The sequence below is a fragment of the Variovorax sp. PMC12 genome (assembly GCF_003019815.1).
Classification (GTDB): domain Bacteria; phylum Pseudomonadota; class Gammaproteobacteria; order Burkholderiales; family Burkholderiaceae_C; genus Variovorax.
In genome coordinates this window covers 3,628,336-3,642,643 of sequence record NZ_CP027773.1, presented here as the reverse complement: position 1 = coordinate 3,642,643, position 14,308 = coordinate 3,628,336, and the positions used below count along the sequence as shown (strand labels likewise).

The 14,308-nt window shown below is 70.3% G+C and carries 13 protein-coding genes; 9 read left to right on the top strand and 4 right to left on the bottom strand.

Features of this window, described 5'->3' with window-relative positions:
- Positions 1-10: 10 nt before the first annotated feature.
- A complete protein-coding gene (locus C4F17_RS16835; RefSeq protein ID WP_106936005.1) occupies positions 11-1,393 on the bottom strand; it encodes a chloride channel protein in 1,383 nt (460 codons plus the stop codon).
- Positions 1,394-1,499: 106 nt separating this feature from the next.
- On the opposite strand from C4F17_RS16835, the gene ssb reads away from it, so the two are divergent.
- Positions 1,500-2,054, top strand: a complete 555-nt coding sequence (gene ssb, locus C4F17_RS16830) for a single-stranded DNA-binding protein (RefSeq protein WP_106936004.1) — start codon at positions 1,500-1,502, stop codon at positions 2,052-2,054.
- 82 nt (positions 2,055-2,136) lie between these two features.
- Here the strand turns inward: ssb and C4F17_RS16825 are convergent, their stop codons facing one another.
- On the bottom strand, positions 2,137-2,850 hold the full coding sequence (locus C4F17_RS16825; RefSeq protein WP_106936003.1) for a YebC/PmpR family DNA-binding transcriptional regulator: 714 nt from the start codon (positions 2,848-2,850) through the stop codon (positions 2,137-2,139).
- Positions 2,851-3,009: 159 nt separating this feature from the next.
- Here C4F17_RS16825 and C4F17_RS16820 point away from each other — a divergent pair, with 159 nt between their 5' ends.
- Positions 3,010-4,743, top strand: coding sequence for a M14 family zinc carboxypeptidase (locus C4F17_RS16820; RefSeq protein WP_106936002.1), 1,734 nt, complete (start codon positions 3,010-3,012; stop codon positions 4,741-4,743).
- On the opposite strand, the gene C4F17_RS16815 is transcribed toward C4F17_RS16820, so the two are convergent.
- Positions 4,727-5,644, bottom strand: a complete 918-nt coding sequence (locus tag C4F17_RS16815) for a LysR family transcriptional regulator (protein ID WP_081270737.1) — start codon at positions 5,642-5,644, stop codon at positions 4,727-4,729. The genes C4F17_RS16820 and C4F17_RS16815 overlap by 17 nt on opposite strands.
- Before the next feature lie 101 nt (positions 5,645-5,745).
- Here C4F17_RS16815 and C4F17_RS16810 point away from each other — a divergent pair, with 101 nt between their 5' ends.
- The 7 genes from C4F17_RS16810 (at position 5,746) to C4F17_RS16780 (ending at position 13,725) form a co-directional block, all read left to right on the top strand.
- Positions 5,746-7,158 carry an aminotransferase family protein gene (locus C4F17_RS16810; RefSeq protein WP_106936001.1) on the top strand — a complete coding sequence of 471 codons (1,413 nt, stop codon included), beginning with the start codon at positions 5,746-5,748 and terminating at the stop codon, positions 7,156-7,158.
- A gap of 11 nt (positions 7,159-7,169) precedes the next feature.
- Positions 7,170-9,497, top strand: a complete 2,328-nt coding sequence (locus tag C4F17_RS16805; protein WP_106937595.1) for a LamG domain-containing protein — start codon at positions 7,170-7,172, stop codon at positions 9,495-9,497.
- A complete protein-coding gene (locus C4F17_RS16800; RefSeq protein ID WP_081270739.1) occupies positions 9,494-10,789 on the top strand; it encodes an MFS transporter in 1,296 nt (431 codons plus the stop codon). The genes C4F17_RS16805 and C4F17_RS16800 overlap by 4 nt, the downstream gene beginning before the upstream one ends.
- Before the next feature lie 73 nt (positions 10,790-10,862).
- Entirely contained in the window at positions 10,863-11,705 is an 843-nt protein-coding gene (locus tag C4F17_RS16795; RefSeq protein ID WP_234382141.1) for an isocitrate lyase/PEP mutase family protein, read from the top strand.
- An 83-nt stretch (positions 11,706-11,788) separates the two neighbouring features.
- Complete coding sequence (locus C4F17_RS16790; protein WP_106935999.1) at positions 11,789-12,508, top strand: energy-coupling factor ABC transporter ATP-binding protein; 720 nt, start codon at positions 11,789-11,791, stop codon at positions 12,506-12,508.
- Positions 12,501-13,094 carry an energy-coupling factor transporter transmembrane component T family protein gene (locus C4F17_RS16785; RefSeq protein WP_106937594.1) on the top strand — a complete coding sequence of 198 codons (594 nt, stop codon included), beginning with the start codon at positions 12,501-12,503 and terminating at the stop codon, positions 13,092-13,094. The genes C4F17_RS16790 and C4F17_RS16785 overlap by 8 nt, the downstream gene beginning before the upstream one ends.
- Before the next feature lie 40 nt (positions 13,095-13,134).
- Positions 13,135-13,725, top strand: coding sequence for a biotin transporter BioY (locus C4F17_RS16780; RefSeq protein ID WP_106935998.1), 591 nt, complete (start codon positions 13,135-13,137; stop codon positions 13,723-13,725).
- 9 nt (positions 13,726-13,734) lie between these two features.
- Here the strand turns inward: C4F17_RS16780 and C4F17_RS16775 are convergent, their stop codons facing one another.
- Entirely contained in the window at positions 13,735-14,226 is a 492-nt protein-coding gene (locus C4F17_RS16775; protein ID WP_106935997.1) for a DUF6314 family protein, read from the bottom strand.
- Between the last annotated feature and the right edge of the window lie 82 nt (positions 14,227-14,308).

Genomic DNA, 14,308 nt, shown 5'->3' with positions numbered 1-14,308 from the left:
GCCGGAGAATTCATGGCGAGCGGGCGGGTTCCGGGGCTCCGGGCGCGGGGGCTTCCGGCGGAGGCGGATGCACCGGCCCGGCGGCGCTGATGGCGCGCCCGACCATGTATTCGGCCAGTGTGTCGTACAGCGGGCGGCTGATCATGCGGGAGACCAGGCTGGCCAGCATGGCCGCGGCCATCAGGCTCAGCACCATCGAATGGCCGTCGACCATTTCCATCACGATGATGAAGGCGGTGAGCGGCGCCTGCGTCACCGCCGCCAGGAAGGCGGCCATGCCCAGCGCGATGAGCGCCGGGCCGAGCTCGCTGCTGCCCAGCTGCGACACCGCGTCGCCGATGCCCGCGCCGATGGACAGCGCCGGCGCGAAGATGCCGCCCGGCACGCCGCACCACGCCGTGAGCCAGGTGGCGACGAACTTGAGCAGCGTGTAGAGCGGGGTCAGCTCGTCATGGCCCTGCAGCATCTGCTTGACCGCCTCGGAGCCCGCGCCGAAGGTGACGCCGCCCGTGGCCAGCCCGATGACGGCCACCGCCAGCCCGCCTGCGGCCGCGAAGCGCACCGGAAAACGCGCCCGCCAGCGGTTGAACCGCCCCGGCGCGCCGGTGAGCGAGGCTGTCAGCAGCCGCGCGAACAGCCCGCCGGCCGCGCCGCTGAGCAGCGTGACCAGCAGGCCGGGCCCGAGCGCGTCCCAGCCCAGCCGGGGCACGCGGATCACGCCGAAGTAGCTGGTGTTGCCGAAAGCCGAGACGGCCACCAGGCCCGCCAGCACGATGGCCGTGATGATCAGCCCGCTGGACCGCGCCTCGAGCCGGCCCGAGAGCTCCTCGATGGCGAACACCACGCCCGCCAGCGGCGCATTGAAGGCCGCCGCGATGCCGGCGGCGCCGCCGGCCACCAGCAGCGCGCGGCTGTCGATGGTGGTGTTGGGCGAGAGCCAGCGCCGCGCGTGCTGCATCACCCCGGCCGCGACCTGCACGGAAGGCCCCTCGCGCCCGATCGACAGCCCGGCCGCGAAACCCGCCGCGCCCAGCCCGATCTTGGCGACCGTGAGCCGCAGCGACGCGAAGAAGAAGCGGCGCTCTTCCGGCAGGGCGGGGTGCAGCGCCGCCTTGATCTGCGGAATGCCCGAGCCGGCCGCGCCGGGAAAGAAGCGCAGCGTGAACCACACGATGCCCGCCGTGATCAGCGGCGTCGTCAGCAGCACGGCCCAGGGCCAGGCGCGGTAGAAGCGGTGGAACTGGCCGAAGACCCAGTCGCTGGCGAGCGTGAAGCCCACCACGAAAAGCCCGGCCGCGATGGCGTAGCCCAGCACGATGGCCCGGTCGAGCCAGACGCGGCCGCTGGACAGCTCGGCGCGCAGGTGCTCGAGGAAATCGGGTTCGCGGTTCATGAGAGAGCATTCTGGCACCGGTAGGGTATTGGCCGTGTCGGCCTTCGGGCACAATGGAGGGTTCCTCTCAACCTTCTCCTTTATCCACTTATCAGGGGCAGTGCATATGGCATCGGTCAATAAAGTCATCGTCGTCGGCAACCTGGGGCGCGACCCCGAAATGCGGACCTTCCCGAGCGGCGATCAGGTCGCGAACGTCACAGTGGCCACCACCGATCGCTGGAAAGACAAGCAAAGCGGCGAAATGCGCGAAGCCACCGAATGGCACCGCATCGTCTTCAACGGCCGCCTGGCCGAAATCGCCGGCCAGTACCTGCGCAAGGGCTCGCAGGTCTATGTCGAAGGCAGCCTGCGCACGCGCAAGTGGACCGACAAGGACGGCATCGAAAAGTACACCACCGAAATCCGCGCCGACCAGATGCAGATGCTCGGCAGCCGCCAGGGCCAGGGCGGCCCCTCGGGCGGTCCCGAGGACGACGGCGGCTACTCGCAAGGTGGCGGCGGTGGCTACTCGCAGGGCGGCAACGGCGGTGGCGGCGGCGGCGGATACGCACCCCGCGCACCCGCGGCGGCTCCGCGTGCTCCGGCACCGGCTCCGCGCCAGGCACCGGCCAAGTCGTCGTCGGGCTTCGACGACATGGATGACGATATTCCGTTCTAAACAGAAAACGGCCTGTCGAGTTCCGTCAGCAAAAAGGGCTGGCTCCTGCGGGAGCCAGCCCTTTTGTCTTTTGGCGGACGCCTCAGCCCGCCAGCCCGACGAACACGTTCTGCACGTCGTCGTTCGCGTCGATGGCCGCCAGGAAGGTCTCGACCTCTTCCAGGTCTTCCGCGCTCAGGCTCGCCGGGTCGACCGGGTTCTTGGGCTTGTAGCCCAGCTTGGCCGACAACACGGTGAAGCCCTGGGCCGGCAGCGCGCGGCTCACCAGGTCGAGGTCGGTCGGGTCGGTCAGGAAAACGACGGCATTGCCTTCCCCGGCCGGCTCGAAGTCTTGCGCGCCGGCCTCGATGGCGGCCACTTCGGCGTCGGCGTCCGGCTTGGCGGGTTCGGCTTCGATCATGCCGACGTGGTCGAAGTCCCACGACACCGAGCCCGAGGTGCCCAGCTGGCCCTTGCGGAACAGCACGCGCATTTCAGGCGCGGTGCGGTTCACGTTGTCGGTCAGGCATTCGACCATCACCGGCACGCGGTGCGGCGCGAAGCCTTCGTAGATCACGTGCTCGAAATGCACCGCCTCGCCCGTGAGGCCGGCGCCTTTCTTGATGGCGCGATCGAGCGTGTCCTTGGGCATCGAGACCTTGCGGGCCTGTTCCACCACGAGGCGAAGACGCGAGTTGCCGGCCGGATCGGCGCCGTTGCGCGCGGCCATCATGATTTCCTTGGCGAGTTTGCCGAACAACCGGCCCTTGGCATTGGCTGCCAGGTCCTTGTGTTTCGCTTTCCATTGGGCGCCCATGGCTGATTCCTTCTCGAGTGTGTGTTTGCGGCCGTGTCTGGCTCTCCGCAGAAGGGCTGGATGACCGGTTGGGGCCGTTACTGTAGCCGGAGGCCGTGCTAAAAGCCCGTAAACAGCAGCAGCGCCGCGCCGTTGCCGCATGAACGGAGCTTTTTTTCCATGACCGCTGCACAAGACGATCCGTATCCCACGCCCTTCGAATCCGGCAACGGCAACCGGACCGCCACCTGGGCCGAATGCATCGCCTTCTACGAGCGGCTGGCCGCGCGGTTCCCTGGCGTGCTGCATTGGCGGCAGATCGGCCTGTCGGACACCGGCGCGCCGATTCACGCCGGGGTGGTCACGGCAGACGGCGTGTTCGACCGCGAGACGCTGCGGCGGCAGCGCCGCCCGGTGTTCTTCAACAACAACGGCATCCACCCCGGCGAGCCCGAGGGCATCGACGCCTGCATGGCGCTGGTGCGCGACTTCTGCCTGCAGCCCGATCGGCTCGCGGCGCTGGGCGACACGGTGTTCCTGTTCATTCCCGTCTACAACGTGGACGGCTGCATCAACCGCCAGGCCACTTCGCGCGTGAACCAGCTCGGGCCCGAGTCCTTCGGCTTCCGCGGCAACGGCCGGAACCTGGACCTGAACCGCGACTTCATCAAGTGCGACAGCCTCGCCGCGCAGGTGTTCAACCGGTTCTTCACCGCGTGGGACCCTGACGTGATGGTCGACACCCACACGTCCAACGGCGCGGACTACGCCTGCACCATGACGTTGATTCCGACCCAGCCCGACAAGCTGGGCGGCGGGCTGGGCGACTTCCTGCGCGAGCGCATGCTGCCCGCGATCTACGGCGACATGGACCGGCGCGGCTGGCCCACCTGCCCCTACGTGAACCTGCTGGCCGAGACGCCGGACGACGGCATCGAAGACTTCCTCGACCTGCCGCGCTTTTCCACCGGCTACGCCGCGCTGCACCACACCATCGGCTTCATGCCCGAGACCCACATGCTCAAGCCCTTCGCCGACCGCGTGGCGTCGATGCGCACGCTGGTGGAAGTGGTGCTGGCGTTCACCGTGGCCAACGCGGCGCGCATCCAGGCGCTGCGCAACGAAGCCCGGGCCGCCGCCGCGCGACAGGCACGCTGGCCGCTGACATGGCGCAACGACCACGACCGCCCGGCCAGCCTGCGCTTCAGGGGCTACCAGGCCGTGCGCACGCCCAGCAGGCTCGGCAGCTACGAAAGGCTGGCCTACGACCGCAGCCAGCCGTGGGAAAAAGACATCGTCCACTTCGACCGCTGCGTGGAAGACATCGCGGTCGCGGCGCCCAAGGCCTACCTGGTGCCCCAGGCCTGGCGCGAAGTGATCGAGCGCCTGCAATGGAACGGCGTCGAGATGCGGCGCCTGGAGGCCGACCAGTTGTTCGACTCGGCCCGCGTGTACCGCGTGCAGCAGGTGGCCTCCCGCCCGAACGCTTACGAAGGCCACATGTTCCATGACCAGGTGACGCTCGCCTCGCACACCGAGCCCTTCCAGGCGCGCGCGGGCGACATGTGGGTGCCGCTGGACCAGCCCAACGCCCGCTATGCCGTCGAGACGCTGGAGCCCGAGGCGCACGACAGCTTCTTTCGCTGGGGCTTCTTCAACAGCGTGCTGGATAAGAAGGAGGCCTTCTCCGCCTACGTGTTCGAAGACACAGCGCTGCAGATGCTGGAAGACGAGCCGGACCTCAGGCGCCGTTTCGAGGAGTGGAAGACCGCGAACCCCGCGAAGCTGTCGGACCAGGGCGCGGTGCTGGGCTTTCTTTTTGCGCACGGCAGGCGCCATGCGGAGCCGGAGTGGCGGCGGTATCCGGTGGCGGCATTGATGCAGGCCGTGCCGCTCGTCACTGCGCGGGCCTGAACCCCGGCAGCGCGTGCATACGCGCGCGCAGCGCTTCCACGAATGCGGTGACGCGCGCCGGCCGGTACAGCCCCGGCGGCAGCGCGACATGCACGCCCACCGGCTCCAGCCACCAGTTCGGCAGCACGCGCTTCAGGCGGCCGGCCTGCACGTCTTCGTGGCACATCCATGGCGCCGCCGCGCCGATGCCCGCGCCGTTGAGCACCGCGCGGTAGCTTGCCAGCAGGCTGTCGGTGCGGATGGGCGTGTCCAGCGCCACGATGCGCGAACGCCCGCTGCGGTCGATCAGGCGCACGTTGCCCGTCACGTAAGGCATCAGTCCCACGCACGGCAGCTGCGGCAGCCGGGCCAGCGTGACCGGGCCGATGCGTTTGAGCAGCTCGGGCGTGGCGATCAGCACGCGGTCCATGCGTCCGAGCGGGCGGCACACCAGCCCGGGGTCGCGCACCTCGCCCACGCACACCCAGCATTCGGCACCGGAGGCCGCGAGGTCGACCACCCGGTCGGTCAGCGTGAGCTCGACGCGCAACTGCGGATGCGCCGCGCGCAGGTCCGTCACCGCATCGGTCAGGAAGCCGGTGCCGTAGCCCGAGGGGCCGATGACGCGCAGCGTGCCCTCGGGCCGGCTCTGTCCGCCCAGCAGCCGCTGCGACAGGCCCGACCAGCGGTCGGTGAGGTCGTGCGCCTCCGCCAGCAGCGAGCGGCCCTCGTCGGTGAGCGAGAAGTTGGCGGTGTTGCGGATGGCCAGCTTGCAGCCCAGCAGGCGCTCCAGTTCCAGCAGGCGGCGGCTCACCGTGGGCTGCGTGGTGCCGAGCAGCCGTGCCGCCTTGCTGAGCGATCCGCTCTCGCCGATCTTGATGAAAGTGTCCAGCAGGTCGAGCCGGTCGTGCGCGTTCTTCATGCACCAGACGTATATCACTTCATCGTCCCATACGTCTACCCATGTCGCCCGGCTCTGCCTATCGTCGGGCCCGTTCAAGACATTCGAATGGATATTTCCCGATGAGCGCCACGATCGAAGACACCGCCCGCACCGTGGGCGACACGCCCAAGGGCGGCTCCGTGCTCGGCTTCTATGCCGCAAAGGGCTCGCCCCGGCCACCGCGCATCGCGCGCGGCGAAGGCATCTACCTGTGGGATGCCGGCGGCCGCCGCTTCCTCGACGCCACCGCCGGCGCGGTGGTCGCCAACATCGGCCACGGCAACCCGCGCGTGCTGGCGGCCATGCAGGCGCAGGCGGCGCAGGTCACCTTTGCCTACCCGCGCTTCTTCGAGAGCGAGCACAGCATCGAGCTGGCGGACCGCGTGTGCGCGCTGGCGGGCGAGGGCTTCGACAGGGCCTTCTTCGTTTCCGGGGGCTCCGAGGCCAACGAGTCGGCCATCAAGCTGGCGCGGCAGTACGCCGTGGTCTGCGGCCAGCCGCGCCGCGCCAAGGTGATTTCGCGCAACCCGAGCTACCACGGCTCCACGCTCGGCGCGCTGGCGGTGACGGGCGACGCGCACACGCAGTCGATCTACGGGCCGATGGTGCGCGAGATGCCGAAGGTGCCCGCGCCGCTGTCGTACCGCGTGCCCGACGGCCACACGGCCGAGAGCCATGCGATGGCCTGCGCCGACGAACTGGAGGCCACCATCGTGCGCGAAGGACCCGACACCGTGCTGGCCTTCATCCTGGAGCCCATCGGCGGCCTGTCGACCGGCGCGGTGGTGTCGCCGGCGGCGTACTTCGAGCGCGTGCGGCAGATCTGCGACCGCCACGGCGTGCTGCTGATCTACGACGAGATCATGAGCGGCGCGGGCCGCACCGGCGCCTTCCTGGCCGCGCACCACTGGGCCGGCGCACGGCCCGACCTGGTCACGCTGGCCAAGGGGCTGGCCGCGGGCTACACGCCGCTGGGCGCGCTGCTGGCGCCCGACCGCATCGTCGACGCCGTCGCCGGCAGCGGCGGCTTCGTGCATGGCCACACCTACTTCACCAATCCGCTGTCGTGCGCCGTGGCCAACGCGGTGGTCGGCGAGGTGATGCGGCAAGACCTGGTCGGCCGCGCGCGCGACATGGGCGAGCTGCTGATGGCCCGGCTGCGCGAAGTGGCCGAGCGCTCCCCCATCGTGGGCGACTTGCGCGGCAAGGGGCTCTTCACCGCCATCGAGATCGTGGCCGACAAGGCGACCAAGCGGCAGCTGCCGGCCAGCTTCAATGCACCGGCGCGCCTGACCGAGCACGGACTGAAGCACGGCATCGCGCTGTACAACCGGCGCGCGAACCTGGGGGCCTTTGGCGATTTCCAGATGATCACGCCGCCGCTGACCATCACGCCCGCCGAGATCGACGAACTGGCCGACCTGCTGGCGCTTTCGCTGCGCGGCCTGGCCGACGAGATCGCGGCCAAGGGCCTGGCCACTTCGGTGCAATGAAGGCAGCCGCGATGCCGCAACCCATTCCGCCGCACCGCGCGCTGCAAGTGCCCGGCGTGCATGGCTACACCGACCGCAAGAGCGTGGCCGCCGGCGAGGTGGTGCGCTTTCACCTGAGCAGCGACGTGCCCTATGCGCTTTCGGTGTGCCGCCTCGGCCCCGATGTCGAAGGCCGCACGGCCGACACCGTGCTGCATGCCTTCGCGCCTTCCGCCGCGCGCGTGCATCCGATCCACCCCGGCTCCTACGTGCAGGTGGCGCGCGGGCTCGACCAGCCGCTGCGCGCGCTCACGCTGGAGTGCTGGGTGCAGCCTTGGAGCATCGGCACGCGCCAGAGCGTCGTCGGGCAATACGACCTGCCGGGCGCCTGCGGCTACGGCCTTTTCATCGACGAGGCCGGGCGCGCGGTGTTCTACCTGGGCGACGGCGGCGCGTTCCGTGCGCAGGGCCAGCTCGCGGGCGGCGCGCTGCGGGCCAAGCGCTGGCACCACCTCGTCGCCACATGGGACGGCGAGCAGACGGTGCTGTGGATCGACGGCGAAGCGGTCGCGCGGGGCCGGTGGACCGGCCCGATGCAGCCGGGCCGCGCGCCGCTGCGCTTGGGCGGCAGCGGCATCGACGGCCTGGCGGATGCGTTCCTGGAGGGCGATATCGTCATGCCCGCGATCTATTCGCATGCGCTGCAGCCGGCCGAGGTGCGCGCGCGTTTCGCGGACCGCGGCCTGCACACGCCGCGCGGTCGCACGGTGCTGGCCTGCTGGCCGCTGCGCGAGGAGCGCGGCGACACCGTGGCCGACGCCAGCGGCCACCAGCGCACCGGACGCATCGTCAACCACGGCACCTGGATGATCGTCGGCCCGGCCTTCGAGCCACAGCGGGTGAACGAGTTCTCCGACGACGGCTACGACCCGCTGGCCGACCCCACGCGCGGCCACGGCCTGCGGCTGGCGAGCGACGACCTGTACGACTGCCGCTGGCCCGAGAGCCATGCCTTGCGCATTCCGCCGGATGCGAAGTCAGGCGTGTACGTGGGCCGCGTGCGCTACCTGCTGGACGGCGAGCCCGCCGAATACGACATCGCCTTCATCGTGCGCCGCGCCGCGCACCGGGCTCCCGCGCCGGTGCTGGTGCTTTGCGCCACCAACAGCTGGCTGGCCTATGCCAGCACGCCCTTCGCGAAGAACACGGCCGGCGATCCCGTGTGGCCGCGGCGTTCGGCGGGCCTGGAGAACAGCCATCCCGAGGCCCCGGCCTACTGCAGCTACACCTACCACCGCGGCGGCCAGCCGACCTACCAGGTGGGCCTGCGCATGCCCTGGCCCAATGCCAGCCCCAACGCGCTGTACGACCCCGCCGATGCGGGCTTCAGCCAGTGGACCCGGCTGGAGCGCCGGCTGCATGTGTGGCTGGACCAGGCCGGCTACGACTACGACGTGGTGAGCGACCTCGACCTGCACCGCGACCCGGGCCTGCTGAAGGCCTACAAGACCGTGATCGTCAACGGCCACAGCGAGTACTGGTCGCTGCCGGCCTGCGACGGGCTCGACGACTACCTGTGCGGCGGCGGCACGGCCATCGTTCTGTCGGGCAACACCATGTACCTGCGCGTGAGCTACAACGAAGAGGGCACGGTGATGGAGCAGCGCAAGGTGCTCGGCGCGAACGACCTGGACAGCGAGGAGGCCGCGAAGGTGCGCCCGCCCGCCGGCCCCTACGGCGAGCAGTACCACTCGCAGGACTGGGCGCGCGGCGGCCATTTCAGGCAGGCCGGGCGCTCGTGCGCCGAGATCATCGGGCTCGAGTCGGCGGGCTGGGCCTTTGCCGACGGCGGCGATTTCGGCGTGTACCACGCCACGCAGCCGCGGCACTTCCTGTTCACGCAGCCGAATGCGCTGGGCCTGACCCAGGGCGCGACCTTCGGCCATGCGCCGGGCGGCGGCCTGCCGCGCGCCATCGGCCACGAGTGGGACCTGAGCGTGGCGACGCTGTGCCGCATGACGCACGCGCTGCCGGCCGGCCAGCAGTTGCCCGAGCCGCAGCGCGGCATCGAGGTCATCGCGCAGGGGCGCCGCCACCGGCCGGGCCGGCTCGACGCGTATCTCGACTACTTCTCCAACGTGACCGAGTCGCTCGACGGACTCTCGGCCGAGATGATCTATTGGGAACGCCCCCGGGGCGGCCGCGTGTTCAACGCCGGCGCCGTGGGCGCGAGCTGGGTGCTCGGCGTCGATCCCTGTTTCGAAGGGGTGCTGCGCAACGTGCTGCATCACTTCGGCGTCCGGCCCGCGACGGGCGCGGACCTTGCAGTTCAACCATCCCTGGAGCACGAAGCACCATGAGCACACTCGCCCCACGCGCCGCCGAGCTATCCGAACCCGCCGAGCCTGCCTCCCGGCAGAGCACGCTGCGGGTCATCACCGCCATTTCCATCGGCAATGCGCTGGAGTGGTTCGAGATCGTGATCTACGGCTTCCTCGCCGTGACCATCTCCAAGCTGTTCTTCCCCGCGGAGAACGACACCGTGTCGCTGCTCATCACGCTGGGCACCTTCGGCGTGACCTTCGTGATGCGCCCGGTCGGCTCGCTGGTGCTCGGCGCCTATGCCGACGCCAGGGGGCGCAAGAACGCGCTGACGCTGTCGATGGCGCTCATGCTGCTCGGCACGCTGCTGATCGCGGTGTCGCCGACCTTCGCGCAGATCGGGCTGTGGGCGCCGGGGCTCGTGATCCTCGCACGGCTGCTGCAGGGCTTTGCTGCCGGCGGCGAGTTCGGCAGCGCCACCGCGCTGCTGGCCGAGCAGGATCCGCGGCGACGCGGCTTCTTCTCGAGCTGGCAGTTCGCGAGCCAGGGCATCACCACCTTCCTGGCGGCGGGCTTCGGCATGGGGCTCAACACGCTGCTCACGCCCGAGCAGTTGCTGTCCTGGGGCTGGCGCATTCCGTTCTTCTTCGGCCTGCTGATCGGGCCGGCCGGCCTGTACATCCGCCGCCACCTGGACGAAGGCCTGGAATTCAAGCGCGCGGCCCAGGAAGCCACACCGGTGCGCACCACGCTGGTGGACCAGCGCGGGCGCACGCTGGCCGCCATGGGGCTCATCATCCTCGCGACCATCGTGTCCTACACGGGCCTGTTCATGCCGACCTTCGCGGTGCGCCAGCTGGGCCTGCCGCCGTCGATGGCCTTCGCCGGCACCTTCTGGTTCGGCGTGCTGCAGTTCGCGCTGGTGCCGGTGTTCGGCAGCCTGTCGGACCGGGTGGGGCGCCTGGCCATCATGCGCGGCGCGGCGCTGGTCATGCTCGTGATGATCGTGCCGCTGTTCTACCTGCTGGTGAACCATCCGTCGGTGCCGGCGCTGATGGTGGCGCTCACCGCCATGGGCGTGGTGGCCTCCGCCTACTGGGGCCCCATCTCCGCGGCCATGTCCGAGCTGTTCCCGGCGGCCACGCGCGGCACCGGCCTGTCGGTCAGCTACAGCTTCGGCGTGGCGATCTTCGGCGGCTTCGCGCCCTTCATCAGCGCCTGGCTCATCACGGCCACGGGCAGCAAGATCGCGCCGGCGTTCTACGTGGGCTTCGGCGTGCTGGTGAGCTTGGCGGCGCTGCGGGCCGCCCGCCGGTACGGCGTGAAATAGCAGTTTTTTCCAAGTCGCGGCGGCGCGCCTTGCCTACGCTCGGGTCATTCCGCGACTTTCCGGACGAATGACCATGCGAGCCAGCGACGCGCAACGACAACACAAGACGGATGCCTTTCATCGCCTGCACGAGGGCCCCGCCCCGCTGGTTCTCGTCAACGCCTGGGATGCCGTCAGCGCCCGCATCGTCGAGCGCGCGGGCGCGGCAGCCATCGGCACCACCAGCGCCGGCATGGCCTGGTCGCTCGGGTATGCGGACGGCGAGCGCATGCCCGCCGGCGAGCTGGTCGCGGCCTGCGCGCGCATCTGCCGCGTGGCCGGCGTGCCGGTCAGCGTGGACATCGAACGCGGCTTCGGCGACAGCACGCAAGCGGTGCGCGACGTGGCCGGCGCGCTGGTCGACATGGGCGCGGCCGGCATCAACATCGAGGACGGCGCGCGGCCGGGCACGCGCGAGCTGGCGCCGCCGGAGGTGCTGTGCGAGCGCATCGCCGCCATCCGCAAGCTCGACGCGCGCTTCTTCATCAACGCGCGCACCGACGCCTACTTCGTGCCCTGGGACGACCCGGCGGCGCGCTTCGGCGAGGCGCTGCGCCGCGCGCGGCTCTACGCGGCGGCGGGCGCCGACGGCATCTTCGTGCCCGGCATGTCCAGCCCCGAGGAGATCGCTGAACTGGCCGATGCCGTGCGACTGCCCCTGAACGTGTATGCCGGCTATGCAGGCGCCGCGCCGGCCGGCGAACTTGCGCGTGCCGGCGCGCGGCGCATCAGCCTGGGCTGCGGCCCGCTGCAATCGGCGCTGGGGCTCGTGGGGCGCATCGCCGGCGAAGCCTTCGCACAGGGCCGGTTCGACGCGATGGGCGAGGGCATGCTGTCGGTGGGCGAGATCAACGGGCTCTTTCCCGCCACGCCCTGAGCCGCCTGCCTGCCGCCGGGGCGGGTTCGGGTAGGTTCGAGTACAGTGGGCGCCCCTTGCCGCAGCCGACCCCGCCAGAACCCATGTCCCCGCACAGCATCCGCCTCGACGCGGTGACGCTGGTGCGCGGCAACCAGCATGTCTTCGAAGGGCTCACGCTGAGCCTGCAGGAAGCGCGCATCGGGCTGATCGGCGACAACGGCGCCGGCAAGAGCAGCCTGTTCCGGCTGATCAGCGGGCTCGACCAGCCGCAGCACGGGCGCGTGACCGTGCACGGCCTCGATACGCAGGCCGACCGCAAGCAACTGTCGAAACACGTCGGGCTGATGTTCCAGAACCCCGACGACCAGATCATCTTTCCCACCGTGGCCGAGGAACTGGCCTTCAGCCTCACGGCGCGCGGCGAGACCCGCCAGGCGGCGCGGCAGCAGGCGCGCGAGTTCCTCGCCCGGCGCGGGCTCGAAGCCTGGGCCGCGCGCGCGGTCGGCGAACTGAGCCAGGGGCAGCGCCAGCAGGTGTGCCTGCTGGCCTTGCAGATCAGCGAGCCCGCCACGCTGCTGCTGGACGAGCCCTTCGCCAGCCTCGACCTGCTGAGCCAGGCGCGGCTGGCCGCGCAGCTCGAAGACGGCGGCCACCAGATCGTCGTTTCCACGCACCTGCTCGAACACGTCTACGACTTCGAGCGCGTGCTGTGGCTCGACCAGGGCAAGGTGCGCGCCGACGGGCTTGGCCGCGAGGTGTGCGAAGCCTATGCAGAGAACGTGCGCGAGCGCGCCGCGCTGGAGCGGGGGCGCCGTGCGTAGCCTTTATTCGGAACAGCCGACGTGGATGCATGCGATCGCGGCGTGGGCCAAGCTCGCGGTGCTGTCGGTGTGCGGCACGCTGCTGGTGCTGGTCGAGCGGCCATTGACGCTGGCCGTGGCCTGCGTCGTGGTGCTGGGCATCTTCGCGTCGCTCGGGCCGCCTGCGTGGCGCCGCGTGCGCATGCTGCTCGGCGTGGCGATCGCAGGGGCGCTGATCATCGGCTTCCACTGGGCCATGGGGACGACTCCGCTGGGCGTGGCCAGCGCGCTGCGGCTCGCGAGCGCGGCCACGCTGGCGCTGATGCTGACGCTGACCACGCGTTTCGAAGACCTGCTGGCGGTGCTCGAAGCGGTGCTGCATCCGCTGCAGCGCGTGGGTGTGCCGACCGAGCGGATCGCGCTCGGCCTTGGCCTGATGCTGCGCTTCGCCGAAAATTTCTATGTGCAATGGCAGCGCCTGGACGACGCCTACCGCGCCCGCGCGGGCCACGGCGGCGGCCTGCGGCTGCTGGCGCCGCTGACCATCCGCACCCTGCAGACCGCCGAGCGCGTGGCCGACGCGCTGGCCGCACGGCTTGGCCGCTGACTGAGCCCCTTCTTTTTTTCTTCGATTGCGATCGACCGCCATGACCACCACCGGCTCCCTCAGTTCGTCCCGCTCACTGTCTTACATCGCGCTGTTCGCGGCGCTGATGGCGGTGTTCGGCCTGATCCCGAAGATCGACCTGCCGTTCGGCGTGCCGATCACGCTGCAGTCGCTGGGCGTGATGCTCGCCGGCTGCCTGCTGGGCCCGCGCCGCGGCTTCCTGGCCATCGCGCTGTTCCTGCTGGCCGTGGCGCTCGGGCTGCCGCTGCTGCCGGGCGGCCGTGGCGGGCTGAGCGTGTTCGTGGCGCCGGCCGGCGGCTTTCTCTTCGGCTGGATGTTCGGTGCCTTCGCCTGCGGCCTGCTGATGCGCCTGGCGATGCGGCGCATGGCCGGCGCCACCGGCACGGGGCTGCTGGCGGCGGCCTTCCTGTCGTCGGTGGTCGGCGGCATCGGCGTGGTCTACGCCTTCGGCATCGTCGGGCTTTCGCTGATCGCCCACATGTCGCTGTCGCAGGCCGCGCTGGCGATGCTGGTCTTCATTCCCGGCGACCTCATCAAGTGCGGCATCTGCGCGATGCTCGTGCAGACGGTGATGCGCGGCATGCCGGGCTGGCGGCTCGACCGCGACTGATCGTCTTCTTCAGCCGGGCCGCGCGCCCCGACGGGTGAAGACCGTGGCCGACAGGTAGTCCTTGCGCGGGCCGCGCACCGCGTGGCGGATCTCGAACGAGCCGTCCGGCAGGAAGCGGTAGCTGCTGTCGTAGGTGTCTGGCGTGCACAGGTGCACGGCCGAGCCGGCGAGCGCCGCGCCGTCGCGTTCGATGCCGATGGCGTGGAACAGGCGCGGCCGGGTTTCGGCAAAGTGCACCACGAAGCCGCCCGGCGCGCGCTCGAAGAGGTATTCGCGATGCCCGTCGAATTCCTTGCCGTCGGCCAGCCGTATGCGGCCTTCCTCGCGGTACTTGAGCATGTCCTGGGCGACTTCCGTGAACACCGCGGTGCCGGTCATGGTGGCTTGGCCCTCGATGGTTCGCGCCAGGGCCCAGGCGCCCGCCAGCGCGTCGAACACGGTGTCCGGACCGTCCCAGGGAGCTTGGGGCGGAAGGATGGAAGAGGGGGGCTGCGCGCTCATCCCGGCACTCTACGACAAGCCGTTTTCTCCTTTTCGGAGCGGTGATTGTTTCCACCGTGTGAACACCGCGGTTCCGTTTGCT